The sequence below is a fragment of the Bifidobacterium lemurum genome (assembly GCF_014898175.1).
Lineage (GTDB): Bacteria > Actinomycetota > Actinomycetes > Actinomycetales > Bifidobacteriaceae > Bifidobacterium > Bifidobacterium lemurum.
On the sequence record NZ_CP062948.1, the window covers coordinates 2,182,998 to 2,203,172 of the forward strand.

At 62.6% G+C, this 20,175-nt stretch carries 15 protein-coding genes and 1 pseudogene; 10 read left to right on the top strand and 6 right to left on the bottom strand.

Annotated elements, in window-relative coordinates; translation table 11 throughout:
- Positions 1-7: 7 nt before the first annotated feature.
- Positions 8-2,262 (bottom strand): annotated as a pseudogene (glgB, locus tag BL8807_RS08400) (1,4-alpha-glucan branching protein GlgB).
- Positions 2,263-2,412: 150 nt separating this feature from the next.
- Here glgB and BL8807_RS08405 point away from each other — a divergent pair.
- Both BL8807_RS08405 and ispF read left to right on the top strand, forming a co-directional pair.
- Positions 2,413-3,006 carry a CarD family transcriptional regulator gene (locus BL8807_RS08405; RefSeq protein ID WP_072724025.1) on the top strand — a complete coding sequence of 198 codons (594 nt, stop codon included), beginning with the start codon at positions 2,413-2,415 and terminating at the stop codon, positions 3,004-3,006.
- Between the two features lie 153 nt (positions 3,007-3,159).
- Positions 3,160-3,651 carry a 2-C-methyl-D-erythritol 2,4-cyclodiphosphate synthase gene (gene ispF, locus BL8807_RS08410; RefSeq protein ID WP_072724026.1) on the top strand — a complete coding sequence of 164 codons (492 nt, stop codon included), beginning with the start codon at positions 3,160-3,162 and terminating at the stop codon, positions 3,649-3,651.
- Between the two features lie 179 nt (positions 3,652-3,830).
- Here ispF and BL8807_RS08415 read toward each other — a convergent pair whose 3' ends face one another.
- The 3 genes from BL8807_RS08415 to BL8807_RS08425 all read right to left on the bottom strand — a co-directional run bounded on the left by BL8807_RS08415 (position 3,831) and on the right by BL8807_RS08425 (position 6,864).
- Positions 3,831-4,667 carry a metal ABC transporter permease gene (locus tag BL8807_RS08415; RefSeq protein WP_072724027.1) on the bottom strand — a complete coding sequence of 279 codons (837 nt, stop codon included), beginning with the start codon at positions 4,665-4,667 and terminating at the stop codon, positions 3,831-3,833.
- Entirely contained in the window at positions 4,664-5,587 is a 924-nt protein-coding gene (locus BL8807_RS08420; protein ID WP_083570117.1) for an ABC transporter ATP-binding protein, read from the bottom strand. The genes BL8807_RS08415 and BL8807_RS08420 overlap by 4 nt, the downstream gene beginning before the upstream one ends.
- 125 nt (positions 5,588-5,712) lie before the next feature.
- Positions 5,713-6,864, bottom strand: a complete 1,152-nt coding sequence (locus tag BL8807_RS08425) for a metal ABC transporter solute-binding protein, Zn/Mn family (protein ID WP_370737537.1) — start codon at positions 6,862-6,864, stop codon at positions 5,713-5,715.
- 94 nt (positions 6,865-6,958) lie between these two features.
- Between BL8807_RS08425 and BL8807_RS08430 the strand changes: the two genes are divergently transcribed.
- The 3 genes from BL8807_RS08430 (at position 6,959) to coaE (ending at position 10,441) form a co-directional block, all read left to right on the top strand.
- Positions 6,959-7,831 (top strand): bifunctional methylenetetrahydrofolate dehydrogenase/methenyltetrahydrofolate cyclohydrolase, encoded by an 873-nt coding sequence (locus tag BL8807_RS08430; RefSeq protein WP_072724029.1) that lies wholly within the window; start codon positions 6,959-6,961, stop codon positions 7,829-7,831.
- 395 nt (positions 7,832-8,226) lie between these two features.
- Entirely contained in the window at positions 8,227-9,705 is a 1,479-nt protein-coding gene (rpsA, locus tag BL8807_RS08435) for a 30S ribosomal protein S1 (protein WP_072724031.1), read from the top strand.
- Between the two features lie 88 nt (positions 9,706-9,793).
- Positions 9,794-10,441, top strand: coding sequence for a dephospho-CoA kinase (coaE, locus tag BL8807_RS08440; protein WP_072724033.1), 648 nt, complete (start codon positions 9,794-9,796; stop codon positions 10,439-10,441).
- Here coaE and BL8807_RS08445 read toward each other — a convergent pair.
- Positions 10,428-11,111 carry an ATP-binding cassette domain-containing protein gene (locus BL8807_RS08445; RefSeq protein WP_072724035.1) on the bottom strand — a complete coding sequence of 228 codons (684 nt, stop codon included), beginning with the start codon at positions 11,109-11,111 and terminating at the stop codon, positions 10,428-10,430. The genes coaE and BL8807_RS08445 overlap by 14 nt on opposite strands.
- Before the next feature lie 45 nt (positions 11,112-11,156).
- Positions 11,157-13,115 carry a hypothetical protein gene (locus BL8807_RS08450; protein ID WP_072724037.1) on the bottom strand — a complete coding sequence of 653 codons (1,959 nt, stop codon included), beginning with the start codon at positions 13,113-13,115 and terminating at the stop codon, positions 11,157-11,159.
- Positions 13,116-13,276: 161 nt separating this feature from the next.
- On the opposite strand from BL8807_RS08450, the gene BL8807_RS08455 reads away from it, so the two are divergent.
- From BL8807_RS08455 to pyk, 5 genes are all read left to right on the top strand, one after another.
- Entirely contained in the window at positions 13,277-13,948 is a 672-nt protein-coding gene (locus BL8807_RS08455) for a response regulator transcription factor (protein ID WP_226847313.1), read from the top strand.
- Positions 13,945-15,162: a sensor histidine kinase gene (locus tag BL8807_RS08460; RefSeq protein WP_158217115.1), complete on the top strand. Its 1,218-nt coding sequence runs from the start codon at positions 13,945-13,947 to the stop codon at positions 15,160-15,162. The genes BL8807_RS08455 and BL8807_RS08460 overlap by 4 nt, the downstream gene beginning before the upstream one ends.
- A 22-nt stretch (positions 15,163-15,184) precedes the next feature.
- Positions 15,185-17,296: an excinuclease ABC subunit UvrB gene (gene uvrB, locus BL8807_RS08465; RefSeq protein WP_072724043.1), complete on the top strand. Its 2,112-nt coding sequence runs from the start codon at positions 15,185-15,187 to the stop codon at positions 17,294-17,296.
- Between the two features lie 128 nt (positions 17,297-17,424).
- On the top strand, positions 17,425-18,411 hold the full coding sequence (locus tag BL8807_RS08470) for a TerC family protein (protein ID WP_072724045.1): 987 nt from the start codon (positions 17,425-17,427) through the stop codon (positions 18,409-18,411).
- Between the two features lie 167 nt (positions 18,412-18,578).
- Entirely contained in the window at positions 18,579-20,021 is a 1,443-nt protein-coding gene (pyk, locus tag BL8807_RS08475) for a pyruvate kinase (RefSeq protein ID WP_072724047.1), read from the top strand.
- Positions 20,022-20,175 lie beyond the last annotated feature (154 nt).

Consider the following 20,175-nt stretch of genomic DNA (forward strand, 5'->3'; position numbering starts at 1 on the left):
TCGCCTTTCAGTCTACTGGCTTCAAGAATACCGTTCCCAACGCCGGAATCGTGAGACGTGCCGAAGCGGGTCGCGCGTGGTACTCGCCGGCGGTGGCCTCGAATGTGCCGTTATGGATGTCGGAGCCGCCGTATTTCAGGTCGTCCGTGGTGAAGGCCTCCGTCCAACGTCCGCCGTGGGGCAGTGGGACCTGATAGTTCTGCCATGCCTCGCCGGAGAAGTTGGTGACCACGACGACCTCCTCGCCCTGACTGCCCAGACGCAGGAAGCTCAGCGTGTTGTGGTCGGCGTCGTCGCTGGTGAGCCACTGGAATCCGTCCGAGGTGAAATCCTGGCTCCACAGCGCCGGTGTGTCCTTATAGAAGGCGTTGAGGTCGGCGACCATCTCCTGGATTCCCTGATGCTCGCGCCAGTTGAGGCAATCCCAGTCGATGGACGTGTTGTGGTTCCACTCGCCGTACTGGGCGAACTCGTTGCCCATGAAGGTGAGCTTCTTGCCCGGATGCGCCCACTGGTAGGAGAACAGCGCGCGCACGCCGGCGTAGCGCTGCCAGTCGTTGCCCGGCATCTTGCCGAACAGCGCGCCCTTGCCGTACACGACCTCGTCGTGGCTGATCGGCAGCACGTAGTGCTCGGAGTAGGCGTACACCATCGAGAAGGTGATTTCGTTGTGGTGCCACTTGCGGTTGATCGGCTCCTCGTGCAGATAGGCGAGGGTGTCGTGCATCCAGCCCATATTCCACTTGAGGCCGAATCCGATGCCTCCCGCGTTCGTCGGCGCGGTGATGCCCGGATAGGCGGTGGACTCCTCGGCGATCATCATCACGCCGGGGTTGTTCTTGTAGGCCGTGGCGTTCGCCTCCTTGAGGAAGTCGATCGCCTCGAGGTTCTCGCGCCCGCCGTAGATGTTCGGATGCCACTGGCCGTCCTCGCGGCTGTAGTCGAGGTAGAGCATGGAGCTCACCGCGTCCACGCGCAGCGCGTCCACATGGTATTCGCCCAGCCAGAAGCAGGCGTTGGCCACCAGGAAGTTGCGCACCTCGCGGCGGCCGAAGTTGAAGATGTAGGTGCCCCAGTCGGGATGCTCGCCGCGGGTCGGGTCCGGATCCTCGTACAGCGGGGTGCCGTCGAAACGGCCCAGCGCGAAGGCGTCCTTCGGGAAGTGCGCGGGCACCCAGTCCATGATCACGCCGATTCCCGCCTCGTGCAGCTTGTCGACGAGGTACTTGAAGTCGTCGGGGAGCCCAAGCGCGAGTCGACCGCGTAGTAGCCGGTCACCTGATAGCCCCACGAACCGGAGAACGGGTGTTCGGCCAGCGGCATGAACTCCACATGGGTGAAGCCCATCTTCTCGATGTACGGCACCAGCTTGTCGGCCAGCTCGCGGTAGTTGGACACGTCGGTGCGCCAGCTGTTGGCGTGCATCTCGTAGATCGAGACGGGGCCGTTGTGCGGGTCGGTGGTGCGGCGGCGCTCCATCCACGCGTCGTCTCCCCATTCGTGCGTCGACTCGGCCACGACGGAGCCGGTCGCCGGCGGGATCTCGTGGCTGCGCTCCATCGGGTCGGCCTTCTGGATCCACTCGTAGTTGGCGTTGAGGATCTCGTATTTGTAGACCTCGCCAGCGCCGACGCCGGGAATGAAGATCTCCCACACGCCGGAGGAGCCGAGCGCGCGCATGGCGTGGCGGCGGCCGTCCCACGAGTTGAAGTTGCCGATCACACGCACGGCGTGGGCGTTCGGCGCCCACACGCTGAACGACGTGCCGACGACGGGCTCGCCGGGCGTGCCGTCCGCGCCGCCCATCGGATCGTCGTAGCGGATGACGCGCGCGCCCAACGCCTCCCAGAGACGCTCGTGGCGGCCCTCGCCGAACAGGTAGGTGTCCATCTCGCCAAGCGTGGGCAGGTAGCGGTACGGATCGTCCTGGGTGAGGGTGGTGCCGTCCTCGTAGGAGACGCGAACACGGTAGTCGGGCACGCCGAATCCGTATTCGTTGGAGACGGAGGGCACGACGGCCATGAACACGCCGTTGTATTCATGGCTGGCCTCGTATTCCCCGTCCTGGGTCACGATGGTGACGGTTTTCGCCAGAGGACGCAGCACGCGCACCGTGGTCTGGTTCGCATGCCTGCCCTCGGCGAGGTGGCCGCCGAGAATCGCGTGGGGGTTGTAGTACTCGGCGTTGCTGACCGCATCCAGATTGCTCTGGTTGACTGGCACTGCAACGGTATCTTCATTGATCTTCGTGTTTTTTGCCATGCCCCAAAGTCTACGTGGGCGTGGGCGGAACACGCGACATTGGCGCGTCGCAACCCTCGTGTTTTTCGGTTTTTCCCGGATATAAAGGAGAGGTCCATACCGTCTGGCAGAATTGTTCGAGTTTTGTGTGTTCTGCGAACCGGAGGATTCATGGGTTACAAGGTCGGCGATATGGTCGTCTATCCGCGTCACGGCGCGGCAAGGGTCGAGGACATCACCGAGCGGACGGTTAAGGGCGTGACCCGCGAGTATCTGCAGCTGTCGGTCCTCTCGTCCGACGGTCTGGTCATCAACGTTCCCGTCGACAACGCCAAGAAGGTTGGCGTGCGCGACATCGTCTCCGCCTCCGAGGTGGCCAAGGTGTTCGAGATCCTGCGCACCCCGATCATCGAGAAGGAGATGAACTGGTCGCGTCGCTACAAGCTGAACGTCGAGAAGATCGCCACCGGCGACGTCAACAAGATCGCCGAAGTGGTGCGCGACCTCGCCCAGCGCGATGTCGACGAGCACGGTCTGTCCGCCGGAGAGAAGCGCATGCTGACCAAGGCCCGTTCGATCCTCACCTCCGAGATCGCGCTCTCGGAGAAACTCGACGAGCCGCAGGCGCAGCGCCTGCTCGATGTGAACCTCGGCTACGCGCCGGCCGAACCCGGCGACGACAAGCACCACACCAAGGAGCCCGAGGAGGCCGCCGCCGATACGCTGGCCCGCGTCGAGGCCGAAAAGAAATCCCGGAAGAAGTGACGTTCCGACCGCACGCAGGCCACGCCTCGTGCGGTTTTCCATATCATCTCATCGCTCCTGGCGGAGAGCCCATCCTCTCCGTCATCCTTAAGTGACGCGGACCCATCCTCTCCGTCATCCTGAGCGAGGCGGAGCCGAGTCGAAGGATCTCATATGCGCATAGGCCAAGGATTCGACGCCCACCGTTTCGCCGAGCCGGGTTCCGGCCGGGAGCTGTGGCTGGCCGGTCTGCTCTGGGACGGCGAAGGCATCGAAGGGGACTCCGACGGCGACGTCGCCGCCCACGCGCTGATCGACGCGCTGCTCTCCGCGGCCGGCCTGGGGGATATCGGCTCCTTGTTCGGCGTGGGGTCATCCTCGCGGGGCGTCGGCATGCATGGCGTTCCCATGTTGCGAGAAACCGTCGCCCATCTGCGTGAGTCGGGATATACGCCGGTCAGCGCCTCCGTGGTGGTCGTCGGCAACCGTCCGAAAGTGGGGGCGCGGCGGGCCGAGGCCGAAGCCGCGCTTTCCGACGCCATCGGATGCGCGGTGTCCCTCACCGCCACCACCACCGACCATATGGGTTTCACCGGTTCGGGCGAGGGCATCGCCGCCATCGCCAACGCCTTGGTGACGTCGCCGGACGAAGACAATCCGCGTTAGCGGTAGTGGATTTATGGCTTTGCAGAGGTCAATCCGCGTTAGCGGTAGTGGCCTTATGCGCCAACGGCGTATATGAGGCGCGGAATACCGGGCCTGTTAGATGAAGCAAGGTCTGTAGGGCACTACCACTAGCGTAGATCGATGTTCGCAAAGCCATAAATCCACTACCGCTAACGCAGTTACCTGTTGGTGAATGAGCGCACGGCTTTGATGACCGCCCAAATCAGCGTGGACAATGTCACGATGATGAAGCTCGGGGGAGCTGGGAACATCGCGGAAAGCACCAGACCTCCCCAGATGGAGGCCAGACAGATCACGCTGGCTCCGATCATGGCGCCCAGCGGCGAGGACGCGACCATATTCGCGCTGGCCGCCGGCGTGATCACCAGCGCGAAAATCAGCAGCGTGCCCACGGCCGGCACGGCGATGGTGATCACGCCGGCCATGATCGCCATGAACGCCACGTTCATCAGACCGATCGGCACGCCTTTGGCCTGCGCCACCTGCTCGTCCAGCGAACTGAACAGCAGCGGCCGGTAGATCACCGCCAGCACCAGCACCAGCACCACGTCGAAGATGGCGAATCCGATGATCTGCCCGGTGGTGATGGTCAGAATCGATCCGAACAGAATCGACTGCATCTGCGAGGACGCCGAGCTCGACAGCCTCGCGAAGAACAGGCCCAAGCCGGTGGCGAAGGCGAGCACGGTGCCCGTGGCGATCTCACGTTCGGAGACGCGTCGGCCAAGCGCGCCGATCACCAGCGCGCCTCCTAGCGCGAACGCGCCAAGACCCAGCGATACCGGCAGTCCCAGCAGCACCGCGCCGGTGGCGCCGGGAAGACCGATATGCGCCAGCGCGTGCGCCGCGAAGGTGGAGCGGCGGGCGATGGTGAAATATCCCATCACTCCGGCCGCAACGGCGATGGCCAAGCCGGCCAGGAACGCGTTGGTCATGAACGGGGCGCTCAGCGTGTCCATCCAGTCGGGGTCGAATGAGAAATCGATGGCGCTCATGCCTGCTTCCCTCCTGCCGTGGAATCCGTGAGGTTTTCGATCGTCGAAGAGTCGGGTGATCCGTCCGCGTCGGCGTGCGTGTGGTCGTGCAGTCCGACCAGTTCGTGCGCCTCATGCATGTCGGCGGAGACGGTCGCGCCGCCCTCCGGCGAGGGGGTGACGAACATATCGCCCTGCGGGGTGGTGACCACCTGCACCTGCGTGCCGTAGAGATGCGTGAGCAGGTCGGAGTCGAGCACCTCGTTCATCGCGGCGTAGTGGGGATGCCCGTCGAGCAGGTAGACCGCGCCGGTGAGGATCGGCAGCAGCATATTGAGGTCATGCGCCACCACTTGGATCGTCATGCCGAGCTCGCGGTTGAGCTTGGTGAGCACCTGCACGGTCGCCTGCTGCGAGGCCAGATCGAGATTGGCGAGCGGCTCGTCGAGCATCAGCAGCTCCGGGTCGCATACCAGGGCCTGGGCGATGGCGACGCGCTGGCGCAATCCTCCCGAGAGTTGGGAGAGCCGCAGCCGCGCCTTGTCGGACAGGCCGACGAAATCCAAGGCCTCCATGGCTTTGGCGCGTTGGGCTTTGGTCACCGGATGGATGCCGAAACGGGTGCCGGTGAGTCCCAGCAGCACGGATTGGATCGCGGTGAGGTTCGAATCGACGTCGGAGGTGTAGCTTTGCGGCACGTAGCCGATGCGATGGTTCATCTCGCCGGCCGGTTTTCCCAGCACGGTGAGGGATCCGGCCGCGAGCGGCAACAGGCCGAGCTCGGCGCGCATCATCGTGGTTTTGCCCGCGCCGTTCGTGCCGACGATGGCCGTGACGGAGCCGGAGGGAATCGAGAAGGTGCCGTGTTGCCAGATCGTGGTGCCGCCGCGTCGTATGGCGGCGTCGTGGAACACGATGCAATCGCTGGAGGTGTGGGTCATGGGGCGATTATCGCAAATGATGTTGACAATCGTTCTCAATAGCAGTGTTGCCTGTACGTCTCTTCGACGGGCATGGCGCAAGGAGCGTCACACGGACGGTTTTCCAAGGATTCCCGTCCGGGGGATCACTTGCCCGGGTCGGTCTGTCCCTCGGTCGACGAATCGTCACTGGAATCACCGGCGTCGGCATCGTCGCCGGACGAGCCGTCCGTGCCGCAAACGGATGACGAATCGCCGGAGCCGTCGGACTCGGTGCCGTCGCCGTCCTGCGTGTCGGTGCCGTCGGTGCCATCAGCGTCGGCGACGCATTCCAGCAGCCCCTCATACTCGGGATCCACCGCCGAGGCGATCTGCTTGACCAGCGAGAAGATCCAATCGGTCAGCGTTTCGGCGTCCTCGGGCATCTGCTCGCTGATGTCGACCACCGGCACCTCGGAACGGCCCGCCGTACCGGTGAGCATATTCGTCGCATCCGAGGCCGACTGCGTGTTGTTGATCAGCAGATCGATGCCGCGGCTTTCGATCAGCTCCTGAAAATCCTGCAGATCGGCCGCGGCCACCTCGCCCTCGGCCGCCGTGGCCTGCGCGTATCCCTCGGGCGTCAGATCCTCGAATCCCAGATCCGACATGAGATAGTAGGCCACCGCTTCGGTGGCGGCATACGTGGGTTTCGCCGATCCGCCCGTATAGCTGGACATCCAATCCGACATCCAATCGGAGAGCTCCTGCTCCTGGGCCTTGAACTCCTTGAGCCGGGCCGCGAACTCATCCTTCTGTTCGGGGCGCTGCTTGGAGAACTCATTGGCCAGCTCCTCGGCCATGGCGATGCGCGCGTCCCTCGAGAACCACAGATGGGGATTGTCCCCCTCCATGGCCCCCACCATCTGCGCCGCCGAAACCAGCGTCGTGCTCTTGCCGAGGTTCTTCGCGGCCCACGAGTCATAGCCGGCGCCGTTGGCCACCACCACGTCCGCCGTGGACAGCGCCGCCATATCGGCGGTCTGCGGCTCGAAATCATGCGCGTCCACCGCGGTCGACGAGAGGATCGAAGTGACCTGCACGTCGTCGCCGCCGATCTGCGCGGCCAGCGCGCCCCACTGGTTGACGGACGCCACCACCTGGATCGGAGCGTTGGGCGTGGGCACCGCGGAGGCGTTGCGGTCGCCCGACGACGGATCGGCGGCCGTCGTGCCGCACGCCGCGCCGCCCGCCAGCATGGCGGTGGCCGCGACCACGGCCATCACGCGGGTGAATCCGTTCCTGAACGCTTTCGTCATCATGATGCCTTCTTGTCCATGGGGAAACATCGTTGACTCCACTTAACGATAGCCTATCGAGCGGAAGGAAGCGTCCGCATCGAAAGGAATGAGCATGTCCATCACACTTGACGGCAAGGCGGTGTCCGCGACCATCAAAGGCGATCTGGCCGCGCGCGTCGAACGGCTGAAAGCCCGCGGCATCGAACCGGGACTGGGCACGCTGCTGGTGGGCGAGGATCCCGGCTCGGTCAAATACGTGGCCGGCAAGCACGCCGACTGCGCCGAAGTGGGCATCCGCTCGATCAAACGCGAACTGCCCGCCGACGCTAGCTTCGACGACATCGCCGCCGCCGTGCGCGAACTCAACGAGGATCCCGCCTGCACCGGCTTCATCGTGCAGCTGCCGTTGCCCAAAGGCATCGACGAGAACGCGATCATCGACCTCATCGACCCGGCCAAGGACGCCGACGGCATGCATCCGTACAATCTCGGCGAACTCGTGCTGCATGTGCGGGGCGGCATCGCCACTCCGCTGCCCTGCACGCCGCGCGGCGTCATCGAACTGCTCGCCGCCTACGACATCGACCTCGACGGCAAGGAGGTGTGCGTGCTCGGCCGCGGTATCACCATCGGCCGCACCATCGGACTGATGCTCACCCGCAACGCCGTCAACGCCACCGTCACCCTGTGCCATACCGGCACCCGAGACGTGCGTGAGCACATGCGCCGCGCCGACGTGATCGTGGCCGCCATGGGCAACGCGGGCTTCGTCAAACCCGAAGACATCAAGGAGGGCGCGATCCTGATGGATGTGGGCGTCTCGCGCGTCTTCGACGAGGAAGCCGGACGCTACCGCATCAAGGGCGACATCGATAAGGCCTGCTATGCCAGGGCGGCGGCCTATTCGCCCAATCCCGGCGGCGTCGGGCCCATGACGCGTGCGATGCTGCTGGCGAACGTCGTAGAAATGGCGGAACGTCAGTAAGACGGTGCGTGGTCGTGGGAGGGGCGGGTATCCTCTTCTCGACACGCTCCGGGCCGCTCAGGCCAAGTCTTTACGGTCGAGAAGAGGATACCCGCCCCTCCCACTTCCTTGCGTCTCTACCTGCGTTCCGCTGGAAGCGGAGCAGGGGTCGGGGTTTTCTCTATGAGACCGTAAAGACTTGGCCTGAGCGGCCCGGAGCGTGTCCAGAGAGAAAACCCCGACCCCTGCGACCAACGCTGGAACCGGTGTCGAACACTATGCGACACGCCCGAAATTTTTGAGGGTTTTTGGGCAGTGATGGCTGTATCGTTGGTATTTGCGTGTCCGCTAGGGCGCGCTCATGATAACTGAACATCGATTAGTATCCATCCAACTATTAGAAACCATATATTTACATGGCAGAGAACAACACTGAAGTCACCAAGGTCGCGATCAACGATATCGGCACCGAAGAGGACTTCATCAAGGCAGTCGATTCCACCATCAAGAACTTCGATGATGGTGATCTGGTTGAGGGCACGGTCGTCAAGATCGATCACGACGAGGTCCTCCTGGACATCGGCTACAAGACCGAGGGTGTGATCCCCTCCCGTGAGCTTTCCATCAAGAAGGACGTCGATCCTGACGAGGTCGTCGAGGTCGGCGACACCATCGAGGCCCTTGTCGTCACCAAGGAAGACAAGGAAGGCCGTCTGATCCTGTCGAAGAAGCGCGCCCAGTACGAGCGCGCCTGGGGCGACATCGAGAAGATCAAGGAAGCCGACGGCATCGTCGAAGGCACCGTCATCGAAGCCGTCAAGGGCGGCCTCATCGTGGACATCGGTCTGCGTGGCTTCCTGCCGGCGTCCTTGGTCGAGATGCGTCGCGTCCGCGACCTCTCCCCGTACATCGGCCAGAAGATCAAGGCCAAGATCCTCGAGCTCGACAAGAACCGCAACAACGTGGTTCTGTCCCGTCGCCAGTACCTCGAGGAGACCCAGTCCGAAGTGCGCGAGACCTTCCTCTCGCAGCTCAAGAAGGGCCAGATCCGCGAAGGCGTCGTGTCCTCCATCGTCAACTTCGGTGCGTTCGTGGACCTCGGCGGCGTCGACGGTCTCATCCACGTCTCCGAGCTGTCCTGGAAGCACATCGACCACCCGTCCGAGGTCGTCAAGGTCGGCGACAAGGTCACCGTCGAGGTGCTGGACGTCGATCTCGATCGCGAGCGCATCTCCCTGTCCCTCAAGGCGACCCAGGAGGATCCGTGGCAGCGCTTCGCCCGCACCCACGTTCCCGGCCAGATCGTCAAGGGCAAGGTCACCAAGATCGTGCAGTTCGGCGTGTTCATCTCCGTCGAGGACGGCATCGAGGGCCTGGTGCACATCTCCGAGCTCGCCAACCGTCACGTTGAGAACCCGGAGACTGTGGTCAAGCCGGGCGAGGCCGTGTTCGTCAAGGTGATCGACGTCGATCTCGATCGTCGCCGCATCTCCCTGTCCCTCAAGCAGGCCAACGACTCCGTCGACCCGGCTTCCGAGGACTTCGATCCGGCTCTGTACGGCATGCCGGCCGAGTACGACGAGCAGGGCAACTACAAGTACCCCGAAGGCTTCGACCCGGAGACCAACGAGTGGATCGCCGGTTACGAGAAGCAGCGCGAGGAGTGGGAAGCCCAGTACGCCGCCGCCCACGATCTGTGGGAGGAGCACAAGGAGTTCGTGGCCAAGGAGCTGGAGAACGCTGCCGAATCCGCAGCCGCCGACGGCCAGGGCCCGAAGGAAGAGAAGGTCGAGGAAGTGTCCAACTACTCCTCCGAGACTTCTTCCACCGGCACGCTTGCCGACTCCGACCAGCTGGCCGCCCTGCGCGATCAGCTCCTCGGCGAGAACAAGTGAGCCCAAGGCGCGTTCAACGCGTCTGATGGCGTGAATCGCTGAAGAAACCCGGCCCGTAAGGGTCGGGTTTCTTGTATGTTGGGAAGCTATGACGGTACGGGTCGGATTGACGGGCGGCATCGCCGCCGGCAAAAGCACGGTGGCCGCACGGCTGCGCCAGTTGGGGGCGTTCGTCATCGATGATGACGCGCTGGCGCGCAAGGTGGTGGAGCCGGGCAGTGTGGGACTGGCCCGCATCGCGCGCGAATTCGGACCTGAATCCATCGCCCCGGACGGCACGTTGGATCGCGCGTGGATGGCCGACCATGTGTTCGGCGCGCATGCCGAGCCGGGCGCGCGGGAGCGGTTGGACGCGATCGAGCATCCGCTGATCTACGCCGAATCGCAGCGATTGGAACGCGAGGCCATCGCCGCACATGAGTCCAAAGGCGGCGTGGGCCGGCTGGTGATCGTGCATGACGTGCCGTTGCTGGCCGAGGTGATCGGCACCATGCCGTTCGATTTCGACCATGTCGTCACGGTGGAGGCGCCCGAGGAGTTGCGGATCGCCCGCATGATGGGGGAGCGCGGCATGACCCGCGAACAGGCCGAGGCTCGCATCCGCCACCAGTCGAGCCGGGAGGAGCGCGAGGCCATCGCCGACGTGGTGATCGACTCCACCCAGCCGCTGGAACGGATGCTCGAACAGGTTGACGGTCTGTACGCGCGATGGCGCGTGCAGACTACAGCTCGATAATGCGATCGGCGATATGCGCGTCCTCCTGATTATGGGTCGTGTATATCACGATCGCGCCGTCATCGGCGAACGCGCGCAGATGATGCATGACCATGGCGCGGTTGTCCGCGTCAAGCGATGAGGTCGGCTCATCGGCGAGAATAATGCGCGGGGATCGGATGAGCAGCCGTGCGATGGCTATCCGTTGCTGTTCTCCTCCGCTGAGCGTGTAGACGAGCCGGTCGCCATACCCCTCCATATGCACTTTGCGCAGGGCCCTGCGGATACGCTGGGATCGGCTTCCCATCGCAATGCCCATACTGCGCAGCGCCAGCGTCAGATTCCTGTTGACGGTCCATTGTTCCACCAAGGCGTAGTTCTGAAACATGAACCCCATGGTGTGGCGGTGCATGAGACGCGCCGTTCTTGGAGAGTCGCCGGTGAGGGATCGGCCTCCATAGGTGATCGTTCCGGAGCTTGGAGGCTCCAGCAATCCCAGAATATTGAGCAATGTGGTTTTGCCGCAGCCGCTTTCGCCGGTGAGGGCGGTCAGCTCTCCCGGCAGGAACCGGAGGTTCAGATTCGACCATAGCGTTCGTCCGCCCATGCTTTTGCCAAGGTCATGGGTGTCCAACGATGGGGCGACGTTGTGATCGGTTGCCGTGGCGTCAAGAGTTGTTGATGAGGTCATTGGATGCTCCTTTGTGAATTGGAACGGGACGGATTCTGTGTTGGTTTACGGATGCTTGATGCTGTCCGCGCGAAGCCGTGAATCGTAGGCGACGGTCGTGGCCAACAAGGCGAGGTCGAACATCACGGCGATGGATAACGAAAGCGCGCTGTTGGTACCGACAAACGGCGATATCAGACATGCCGGCGCAAACAGCGCCACAGCCAACGTCATCGCCGGTCCGAATCGCAGACGCAGTGACGCCCCGTGTATGTATTCCACGAACATGGATTGCCGTCGAAGCGTGCATAAGGTCAAAGCCACCATGATTCCGCTCCCGATCGCGCAGGTGAAGGATATGACGGCGGTTGTGGCGAAAAACGCGATTTCCTGAAGGTTTCTGGCCAGGCGCGTTTGAATTTCGTCGCTTCGGTTCACCACCGAAGCCACCAAAGGCCGTGCTCCGCTGTCGTCAAGATCGGTGATGATCTGCTGGCGTGTGGCATTGTCGAATATCATCGCGCCGGTGGAGACCATGGCCGAGGTCGCATCTCCGCTCAGCAGCGAGGCATTCATAATAATGACCGGTGCGTGCGGATAATCGGCATCCGCGTTGAAGGGCGTCGGAACTCCGTCTCGCGAGCAGACATCGACCACAACGTCTCGCGCGTCCAGCGATGGCAGGGCCAAGCCCTCGCGCATCGCCTGGCTCTGCTGAAATGCGTACGTGGCGAGCACATTGTCGGTCAGCGTGCCGGTGTCCCATTGGCCGTCGCTGGGCAAAAGAACGGTGATTGAGCCGCCTGATGATGCCGACGTCATGAGATGTTGTTGGACGGCCGTCTGGGAATCCATGATGATGCACGCGGACTCTCCTGAGGCATCCACCCATGTGCATGTCTCATCCAATGAGGAGAACCGTATGCGTTCCGCGTCGGTGGATTGTTTGATGAAACCATTCCAATTGGGCATGTAGGTCGTTCGTGTCTGATCGCTGACGTACCACAATTGCAATTGGAGGCCGCGTGATGAGGATTGCGCCTGCTTCAAGGATTTGGCTGAAGCCCGAGCCTGCTCCAATTTGGAGAGGGACGTCCCGGCACTGGCGTTGACGAGACAGAGCAGCGTGACGGCTCCGATGCAGCTGACGGCCATAAGGAACCTCATGGGGCGGCGACCTTTCAGCAAGGCAAGGGCGTGAGGAACCATGATACGTACCATGGCGATGGCCAGTGAGGTCAGTATCAGGCAAATACCGGCGGATATCGCCATAATGGACAATAGCATCCGACCGGCAAAACCGAGGGGAGAGGCGGAAGGCCAGAATATCAAGCCGAGAACGGCCCAAGCGAACCAGCCGGTGAGCGCGCATCCGAAGAAAAACGCCGCATGTCTGAGCGACTGGCGTATGACGATATTCGGCTGATTCATACCATGAAGCGACTGGATCGCGCACATCCGTGAGGAGACGGAAGCCGATAACGCCGCCGAAACGAAGACGACAATGAAACCCACGAAGACGATGGACGCGAGTGAATTGGAGAAGAAACGGCTGACCAGCACAGGAAAATCGACGCCATCGCATATGGCGAGCTCGAAGCCCGCGGCGCGCACGTCATTGACCATGGCCTCGGCATCGCTCTTGCCGCCGTATACCAGCCAGCGGCCAAGAGGGGCGGTCATGTCGTCCCCCTGCCGCACGCGTGTGCGGATGGAGAAACCGTAATCGGGATATGGCTGGTCGGCGGCGAAATCCGCACCATCATCCGTTGAACCGAATACGGAGATCACACGTTCGTTGCCGCCATGCCCGTTGGGTTCGAATGTGTAACGGGCGATCATGGTGTGATGGGAGGCGGCGATGTTCAGCAACTGCGACAACGTTCCGTTGTGAGTGTTCGAGATGATGATGTCCTGCTGAGGCCCTGACGGATAGGTCTCCTCGCAATTCTGCGCGTAGAGTCCGCCGGTGACGACAATAAGCGCCAGAGCCAATATGCTCGCGATTTTGTAAGTCCAATGCATCGGATGATGCCTCCCTGTTTATCGGCGCGTTGCGCGCCGCGGTACCGATGGTGGACACCACGATAGGGGCGGGGCTTTTCGATCGGGAACTTGGTGTGACGGAAAACGTCATGGTAGTGTGACAGCCGTCGACAGGTCGTGGGAATGGGGGGGGGAGTCGCATGGCGAGGAATCAGACCATGGGTTCGGTCGGGATCGCGGTGGTGGATAATGATCGCTGTTCTGCGGATATGATGACGTTGCTCATAGGCAGGCAGGTGCCTGGATCCAAGGTGTTGTGGAACACGGATAACCCGAGTCTGGCGTTGGAAAGGTGCCTGTTCGATTCGAACAAGCCGGATGTTCTTGTCTGCGATCTTATGATGGACGGGTTGAATGGATTGCAACTGTCGGAACGTCTTCGGCGTCGCGACTCGTCGATGGGAATCATCATCGTCACCTCATATGATGCGAAGACGTATCGCGACGACGTCGTGCGTTGCGGAGCTCAGGCAATGGTGTCCAAAAGGGATTTCGCCTCAACGATCGGCTCTGCGGTCAAAGCGGTGGCCGCTGGAGGGGTATACCCCGCGGATTGGGGATTTTGTACCGCTGCCGATGCCTGCCGGTTGATGCGTATCGATGTGAATGCCGGCGGTCAGGCGTCGTTCTCCGATCGGGAACTGGCCGTTTTGCGTCTCTATGAGCATCATGCGTCCACCGTCCAGATAGCCCGGCATCTGGGAGTTAATGTCGAGACGGTATACAGCCACGTGAAACGCGCCATGCGCAAGGTCGGCGTGACGAGACGAAGCGAACTTCTTGAATACTGCGACCGGTACCATCTCCTGTGATCGCAGGTGTTTGTGTGGGAGGAGCATCAATGGAGGCTGAATCCGGCTTGGTGCGGAAGGCCGCGGTGATCGCATGCTCCTCGCTGGTGTTTGTTGACGCGGCTTTGGAATCGTTCGCCGATCCGGTTGGAGGTATGCGGACGCTGCCTATAGCGCTTGTTTTCGTCGTCGTGCTGCTGGTTTGCGCGGTGAGGCCGATTGGTGGAAGCGTAGCTCTGGGAATTGTCTGGTGCGTCGTCTTTCCGATGCCGGTGAATCTCTCCATGGGGCTTAGCCTGCTCGTCGTATTGCCGTTGGTCACGCTTTCCTATCACCGTGCATGGTGGGGGATGGCGCTGGCGGCGGCGGTGACGGTGTCCCGTATCGCACAGCTGGCATGGCAAGGTGGGATGACGGGACGTTCCTTGTCGTCGGATCTTGTGCGTTCGTTGCCTTGGATCATCATGCCGAGCGTCGCGTGCGTGGGGATCGGCGTCGCGCTGAAATGGCTGCATCGCGAACGGCAGCGGGCCGCGGACGATCGCCGCCGCTTGGAATCATTGGATCTGGCGGCCCATCTGCATGATTCGACGACCAATGACCTGTCCTATCTGATCATGTGCATCGACAAGCTTCTGGCCGAGCGACATACGGATATGGGGATTTCCGACTTATCGCTGATGCGTGAGGTCGCGCAACGGGCATTGGACCAGACGCATGAGGTCATTGCGGTGCTCGCGGCCGATGACGTCTCTCGTTTGGATTCGGATCGGCCTAAGACGGAGCCTGCCAAGGAGCAGGCCTCATGCGATGCCCTCGCATGGGTGAACGACGAACTCGACCGGCATCGAAAAGAATTGTCCGCACTGGGTTTTCACGGTGAAACCATCATGATGGATTCACCTGTTGACCTGAATCGTGTGGATGAGGCGACGATGCGATTGCTGCATACGCTGTTGCGGGAGATTTTCGCGAATATCTCGAAACATGCGGATCCAGAACGGGGGTATGTGGTCGCGGTGTCCGCGAACGGCGATTACGCGCATGTGTCCGTCGCCGATGCTCCGGCGGCGAAACGATGCCCGTCCTCGGAGCCAACGGCTTTGGGCATGGGATTCGGCTTGCCCCACTTGCGTCAGCTCATCGAGGAACAAGGCGGAACGGTGCGTATCCGCGATGAGGAGGGGTATTGGAGCTTCTCGGCGAAAATCCCCTTATCTCACACCGTGCCGTAGGATGAGACAGGAGGTCACGCCTATGGGATTCAATATCGAGCGCACGAACAAGCCGTTCGTCGTCAAATCGCCCTATAAGCCGTCCGGCGACCAGCCGGCCGCCATCGAGGAGCTCGCCGAACGTCTGGAGAACGGCGAGAACGACGTGGTGCTGATGGGCGCCACCGGCACCGGAAAAACCGCCACCACCGCATGGCTGATCGAGAAACTCCAGCGCCCGACCCTGATCATCGAACCGAACAAGACGTTGGCCGCGCAGCTGTGCGCCGAATTCCGCGAGCTCATGCCCGACAACGCGGTGAGCTACTTCGTGTCCTACTACGACTACTACCAGCCCGAAGCGTATATTCCCCAGACCGACACCTATATCGAAAAAGACTCCAATATCAACGACGACGTGGAGCGTCTGCGCCACGCCGCCACCGCGAATCTGCTCACCCGGCGCGACTGCGTGGTCGTGGCCACCGTCAGTTGCATCTACGGCCTCGGCACGCCCGAGGAATACGCCGGACGTATGCTGTTCCTGCGCGAGGGCCAGCAGATCGACCGCGACCAGCTGCTGCGGCAATTCGTCGCCATGCAGTACAAGCGCAACGACATCGCCTTCACCCGCGGCACCTTCCGCGTGCGCGGCGACACCGTCGAGATCATCCCCGTCTACGAGGAGCTCGCCGTGCGCATCGAATTCTTCGGTGACGAGATCGACCGCATCTCCACCCTGCATCCGCTCACCGGCGACGAGATCGCGCATGTGGACGAGGTGCATATCTTCCCCGCCTCGCATTACGTGGCAGGTCCCGCCCGCATGGAACGCGCGCTCGGCACCATCCGCGAGGAGCTCGACGAGCGTGTGGCCGAGCTGAAGAAACAGGGCAAGGAGTTGGAGGCGCAGCGTCTGAGCATGCGCACCACCTACGATCTGGAGATGCTCACCCAGGTGGGCGTGTGCTCCGGCGTGGAGAACTACTCGCGGCATTTCGACGGGCGTGAGCCGGGCACGCCGCCGCACACGCTGCTCGACTTCTTTCCCGACGATTTTCTGCTCGTCATCGACGAATCGCATGTGACGGTGCCGCAGATCGGCGCGATGTACGAGGGTGACGCCTCACGAAAGCGGACTCTGGTCGAGCACGGCTTCCGTCTGCCCTCCGCGATGGACAACCGGCCTTTGAAATGGCCCGAATTCCTCGAGCGCGTCGGCCAGACCGTGTACCTGTCGGCCACGCCGGGCGATTATGAGATGGGATTGAGCGACGGTGTGGTCGAGCAGATCATCCGCCCCACCGGCCTGGTTGACCCGCAGATCGACGTGCGTCCGGTGGAGGGGCAGATCGACGACCTGCTAGCCGAGATCAAGGAGCGCGTGGCGAGGAACGAACGCGCGCTGGTGACCACGCTGACCAAGAAGATGGCCGAGGATCTGACCGACTATCTGCTCGAACGCGGCATCAAGGTCGAATACCTGCACTCCGACGTGGACACCCTGCGGCGCGTGGAGCTGCTGCGCGAGCTGCGCGAGGGCGTGATCGACGTGATCGTGGGCATCAACCTGCTGCGCGAGGGCCTCGACCTGCCCGAAGTGTCGCTGGTGGCGATCCTCGACGCGGACAAGGAAGGCTTCCTGCGCTCCTACCGTTCCCTGATCCAGACGATCGGCCGCGCGGCCCGCAACGTGGACGGCACGGTGATCATGTACGCCGACGATGTGACCGACGCCATGCGCAAGGCCATCGACGAGACGAACCGCCGCCGAGACAAGCAGATCGCCTACAATACGGAGCACGGCATCGACCCCAAGCCGCTGATCAAGAAGATCAGCGACGTCAACGACATGCTCGCCAAAGAGGATGTGGACACCCAGACCCTGCTGGAGGGCGGCTACCGCAACGCGGGCAAGGCCGGCAACACGCATCTGGGCGTGCCCACGCTCGACAAGGACGAGGCCGGCAAACGCCACGAGGAGATCCTCAAGGCGGGGCTTCCCGCGCAGGCTCTCGCCAACCTCATCCGCCAGCTCAGCGAGCAGATGCACACGGCCGCCGAACAATTGCAGTTCGAGCTCGCCGCGCGCCTACGCGACGAGATCCGCGATCTGAAGAAGGAGCTGCGCCAGCTCACCGAAGCCCAGAAGTAGCCGCGGTTCGCCGTGCGCCGATTTTCTGCGCGGATTCCGCGGTGCGGCCGATACCGACGATGGTTGTATGCGACGGCATATGGCCGCGGTTTCCCGTCCGTCACATGCTTTCCTTACACTGGTGTCTCATGGCTGAAACCCCTCTTGCATTTGAAATCGTCACCTTCGTGGTGCTCGCGCTGTTCTTCATCGTCGATCTGTTCGTGATCGGACGCAGGCCGCATGTGCCCTCCACCAAGGAATGCGTGCAGCATATCGCCTTCTTCGTGGCGATGGCTTTGATCTTCGGCGGCTGCATCTGGTTCTTCGCCGGCTCCAAGCCTGCCATCGAGTTCTATTCCGGATGGCTGACCGAATACAGTCTGTCCATCGACAACCTGTTCGTGTTCGTCATCATCATGTCGAATTTCGCGGTGCCCAAGCATCTGCAGAAGTACGTGCTCAGCGTCGGCATCGCCATCGCGCTGGTGTTCCGCGGCATCTTCATCCTGATCGGCGCCGCGCTGATCTCCCGGTTCACGTGGGTGTTCTTCCTGTTCGGCGCGTTCCTCATCTACACGGCCATCAGCCTGGTCACCGGCAAGGACGAGGATGAGGAATACCACGAGAACGGCGTGATCCGCACGCTGCGCAAGGTGATCAAGATCTCCGACGAATACGACGGCGAGAAGCTGCGCACCACCAAGAACGGCGTGCGCTACTGGACCCCGATGCTGATCGTGTTCCTCACCATCGGCACCACCGACGTGATGTTCGCCTTCGATTCGATCCCCGCCATCTTCGGCCTGACCAAGGACCCCTTCCTCGTGTTCACCTCGAACGTATTCGCCCTGCTGGGTCTGCAGCAGCTGTACTTCCTGCTCGGCGCGCTGCTCGACAAACTCGTCTATCTGCCCGTCGGCCTGTCGATCGTGCTGGGCTTCATCGGCGTCAAGCTCATTATGGAGGCGCTGCACGGCAACACCCTGCCGTTCATCAACGGCGGCGAAGGCGTCCACTGGGTGCCCGAGGTGCCGACGTGGCTGTCGCTGGGCGTGATCGTCGTCGCCATCGGCGGCGCGGCCCTGGCCAGCGTGGTCAAGATGAAGTCGCTCGAATCGTCGTCCAAGGCCTGAGCGCATACCCCGTGAGACGGCCTCAATATCGCCGTTCCATGCGATTGTGAGCGCTCACAACACACCCGGTCGAAAGCGTTGTCTCACCGGAACGCAACGAGTAGACTGGGGACTTGGCAAGTGGGGCGGCCCCGCCCCGGAACCAATTCAAGAATAGGCAGGCATGCATGCGTAAAGCCAAGATTGTAGATACCATCGGTCCCGCTACCGAATCCCTCGAGAACCTCACCAAGCTCGTCGAAGCCGGTATGGACGTCGCTCGTCTGAACCGCTCCCACGGCACCCCCGAGGACCACCTCCGCGTCTACAACAACATCCGTGAGGCCTCCAAGTCCACCGGCCGCAACGTGGCCGCCCTGGTCGACCTGCAGGGCCCGAAGATCCGCTGCGGATGGTTCAAGAAGAACGCCGAGGGCGAGGACAAGATCCAGCTGACCGAAGGCCAGGAGTTCGTCATCACCACCGACGACGTCGAGGGCGATGAGACCATCACCTCCACCACCTTCAAGGGACTGCCGGGCGACTGCCATCCGGGCGACCCGATCCTCATCGACGACGGCAAGGTCCGCCTCGAGGTCACCAAGGTCGAGGGCAACAACGTGCACACCAAGGTCATCGTGGCCGGCCCCGTCTCCTCCCACAAGGGCATCAACCTGCCTGGCGTCGCCGTCTCCCTGCCGGCGCTGACCGAGAAGGACGAGGAGGACCTGCGCTGGGCCATCCAGACCGGCGCCGACATCATCGCCATGTCCTTCGTGCGTTTCGCCACCGACATCGACCGCGCCCACGAGATCATGGACGAGGAAGGCCGCCGCATCCCGATCGTCGCCAAGATCGAGAAGCCGCAGGCCCTCGAGAACCTCGAGGAGATCGTCAAGGCCTTCGACGGCATCATGGTCGCCCGTGGCGATATGGCCGTCGAGTGCCCGCTCGAAGAGGTGCCGCTGGCCACCAAGCGCTGCATCGAGCTGGCCCGCCAGTACGCCAAGCCCGTGATCGTCGCCACCGAGGTGCTCGGCTCCATGGTCAACTCCCCGGTGCCGACCCGCGCCGAGGCCTCCGACTGCGCCAACGCCGTGCTTGACGGCGCCGACGCCACCATGACCTCCAACGAGACCGCCGTCGGCAAGTATCCGGCCGTGACCGTCGACACGATGGGCCGCATCTCCGGCTACGCCACCGAGCACGGCTTCGACCGCATCCCGGAGCTCAAGAACCTCGACATGTCGTCCACCGGCGCCGTGTCCTCCGCCGCCGTCGACCTGGCCGACAAGCTCAACGCCAAGGCCATCGTCGCCTACACCCAGACCGGCGCCACCGTGCACCGCGTCTCCCGCGAGCGTCCGGCCACCCCGATCTACGGTCTGACCAACCTGGAGCACACCTACCACTGGCTGGCTCTGAGCTGGGGCACCGAGGCCTTCCTGGTCGAGGAGGACTACCACGACAAGTCCCGCAAGGAACTCATGATCTTCACCGACAAGATCCTGCGCGCCGCCGGCAAGGTGTCCGATGGCGACAAGATCGTCGTGCTGAGCTCCGCCCAGGGCGACCACAAGCCGGGCAGCACCGACTCCATCTACGTGCACACCGTCGGCGCCTGCGACTGATCGCGAACGCCGTCTGACGTGATACGTCCATAACCGTGTGGGCCCCGTCCGATTCGTCGGACGGGGCCCACTACGTATCCGGCGAATGCCGGTCCCGGCCAGACGTCGTGGATTTCGCACTTCGACGGATGGTGTGCGAAATCCACGACGTTTC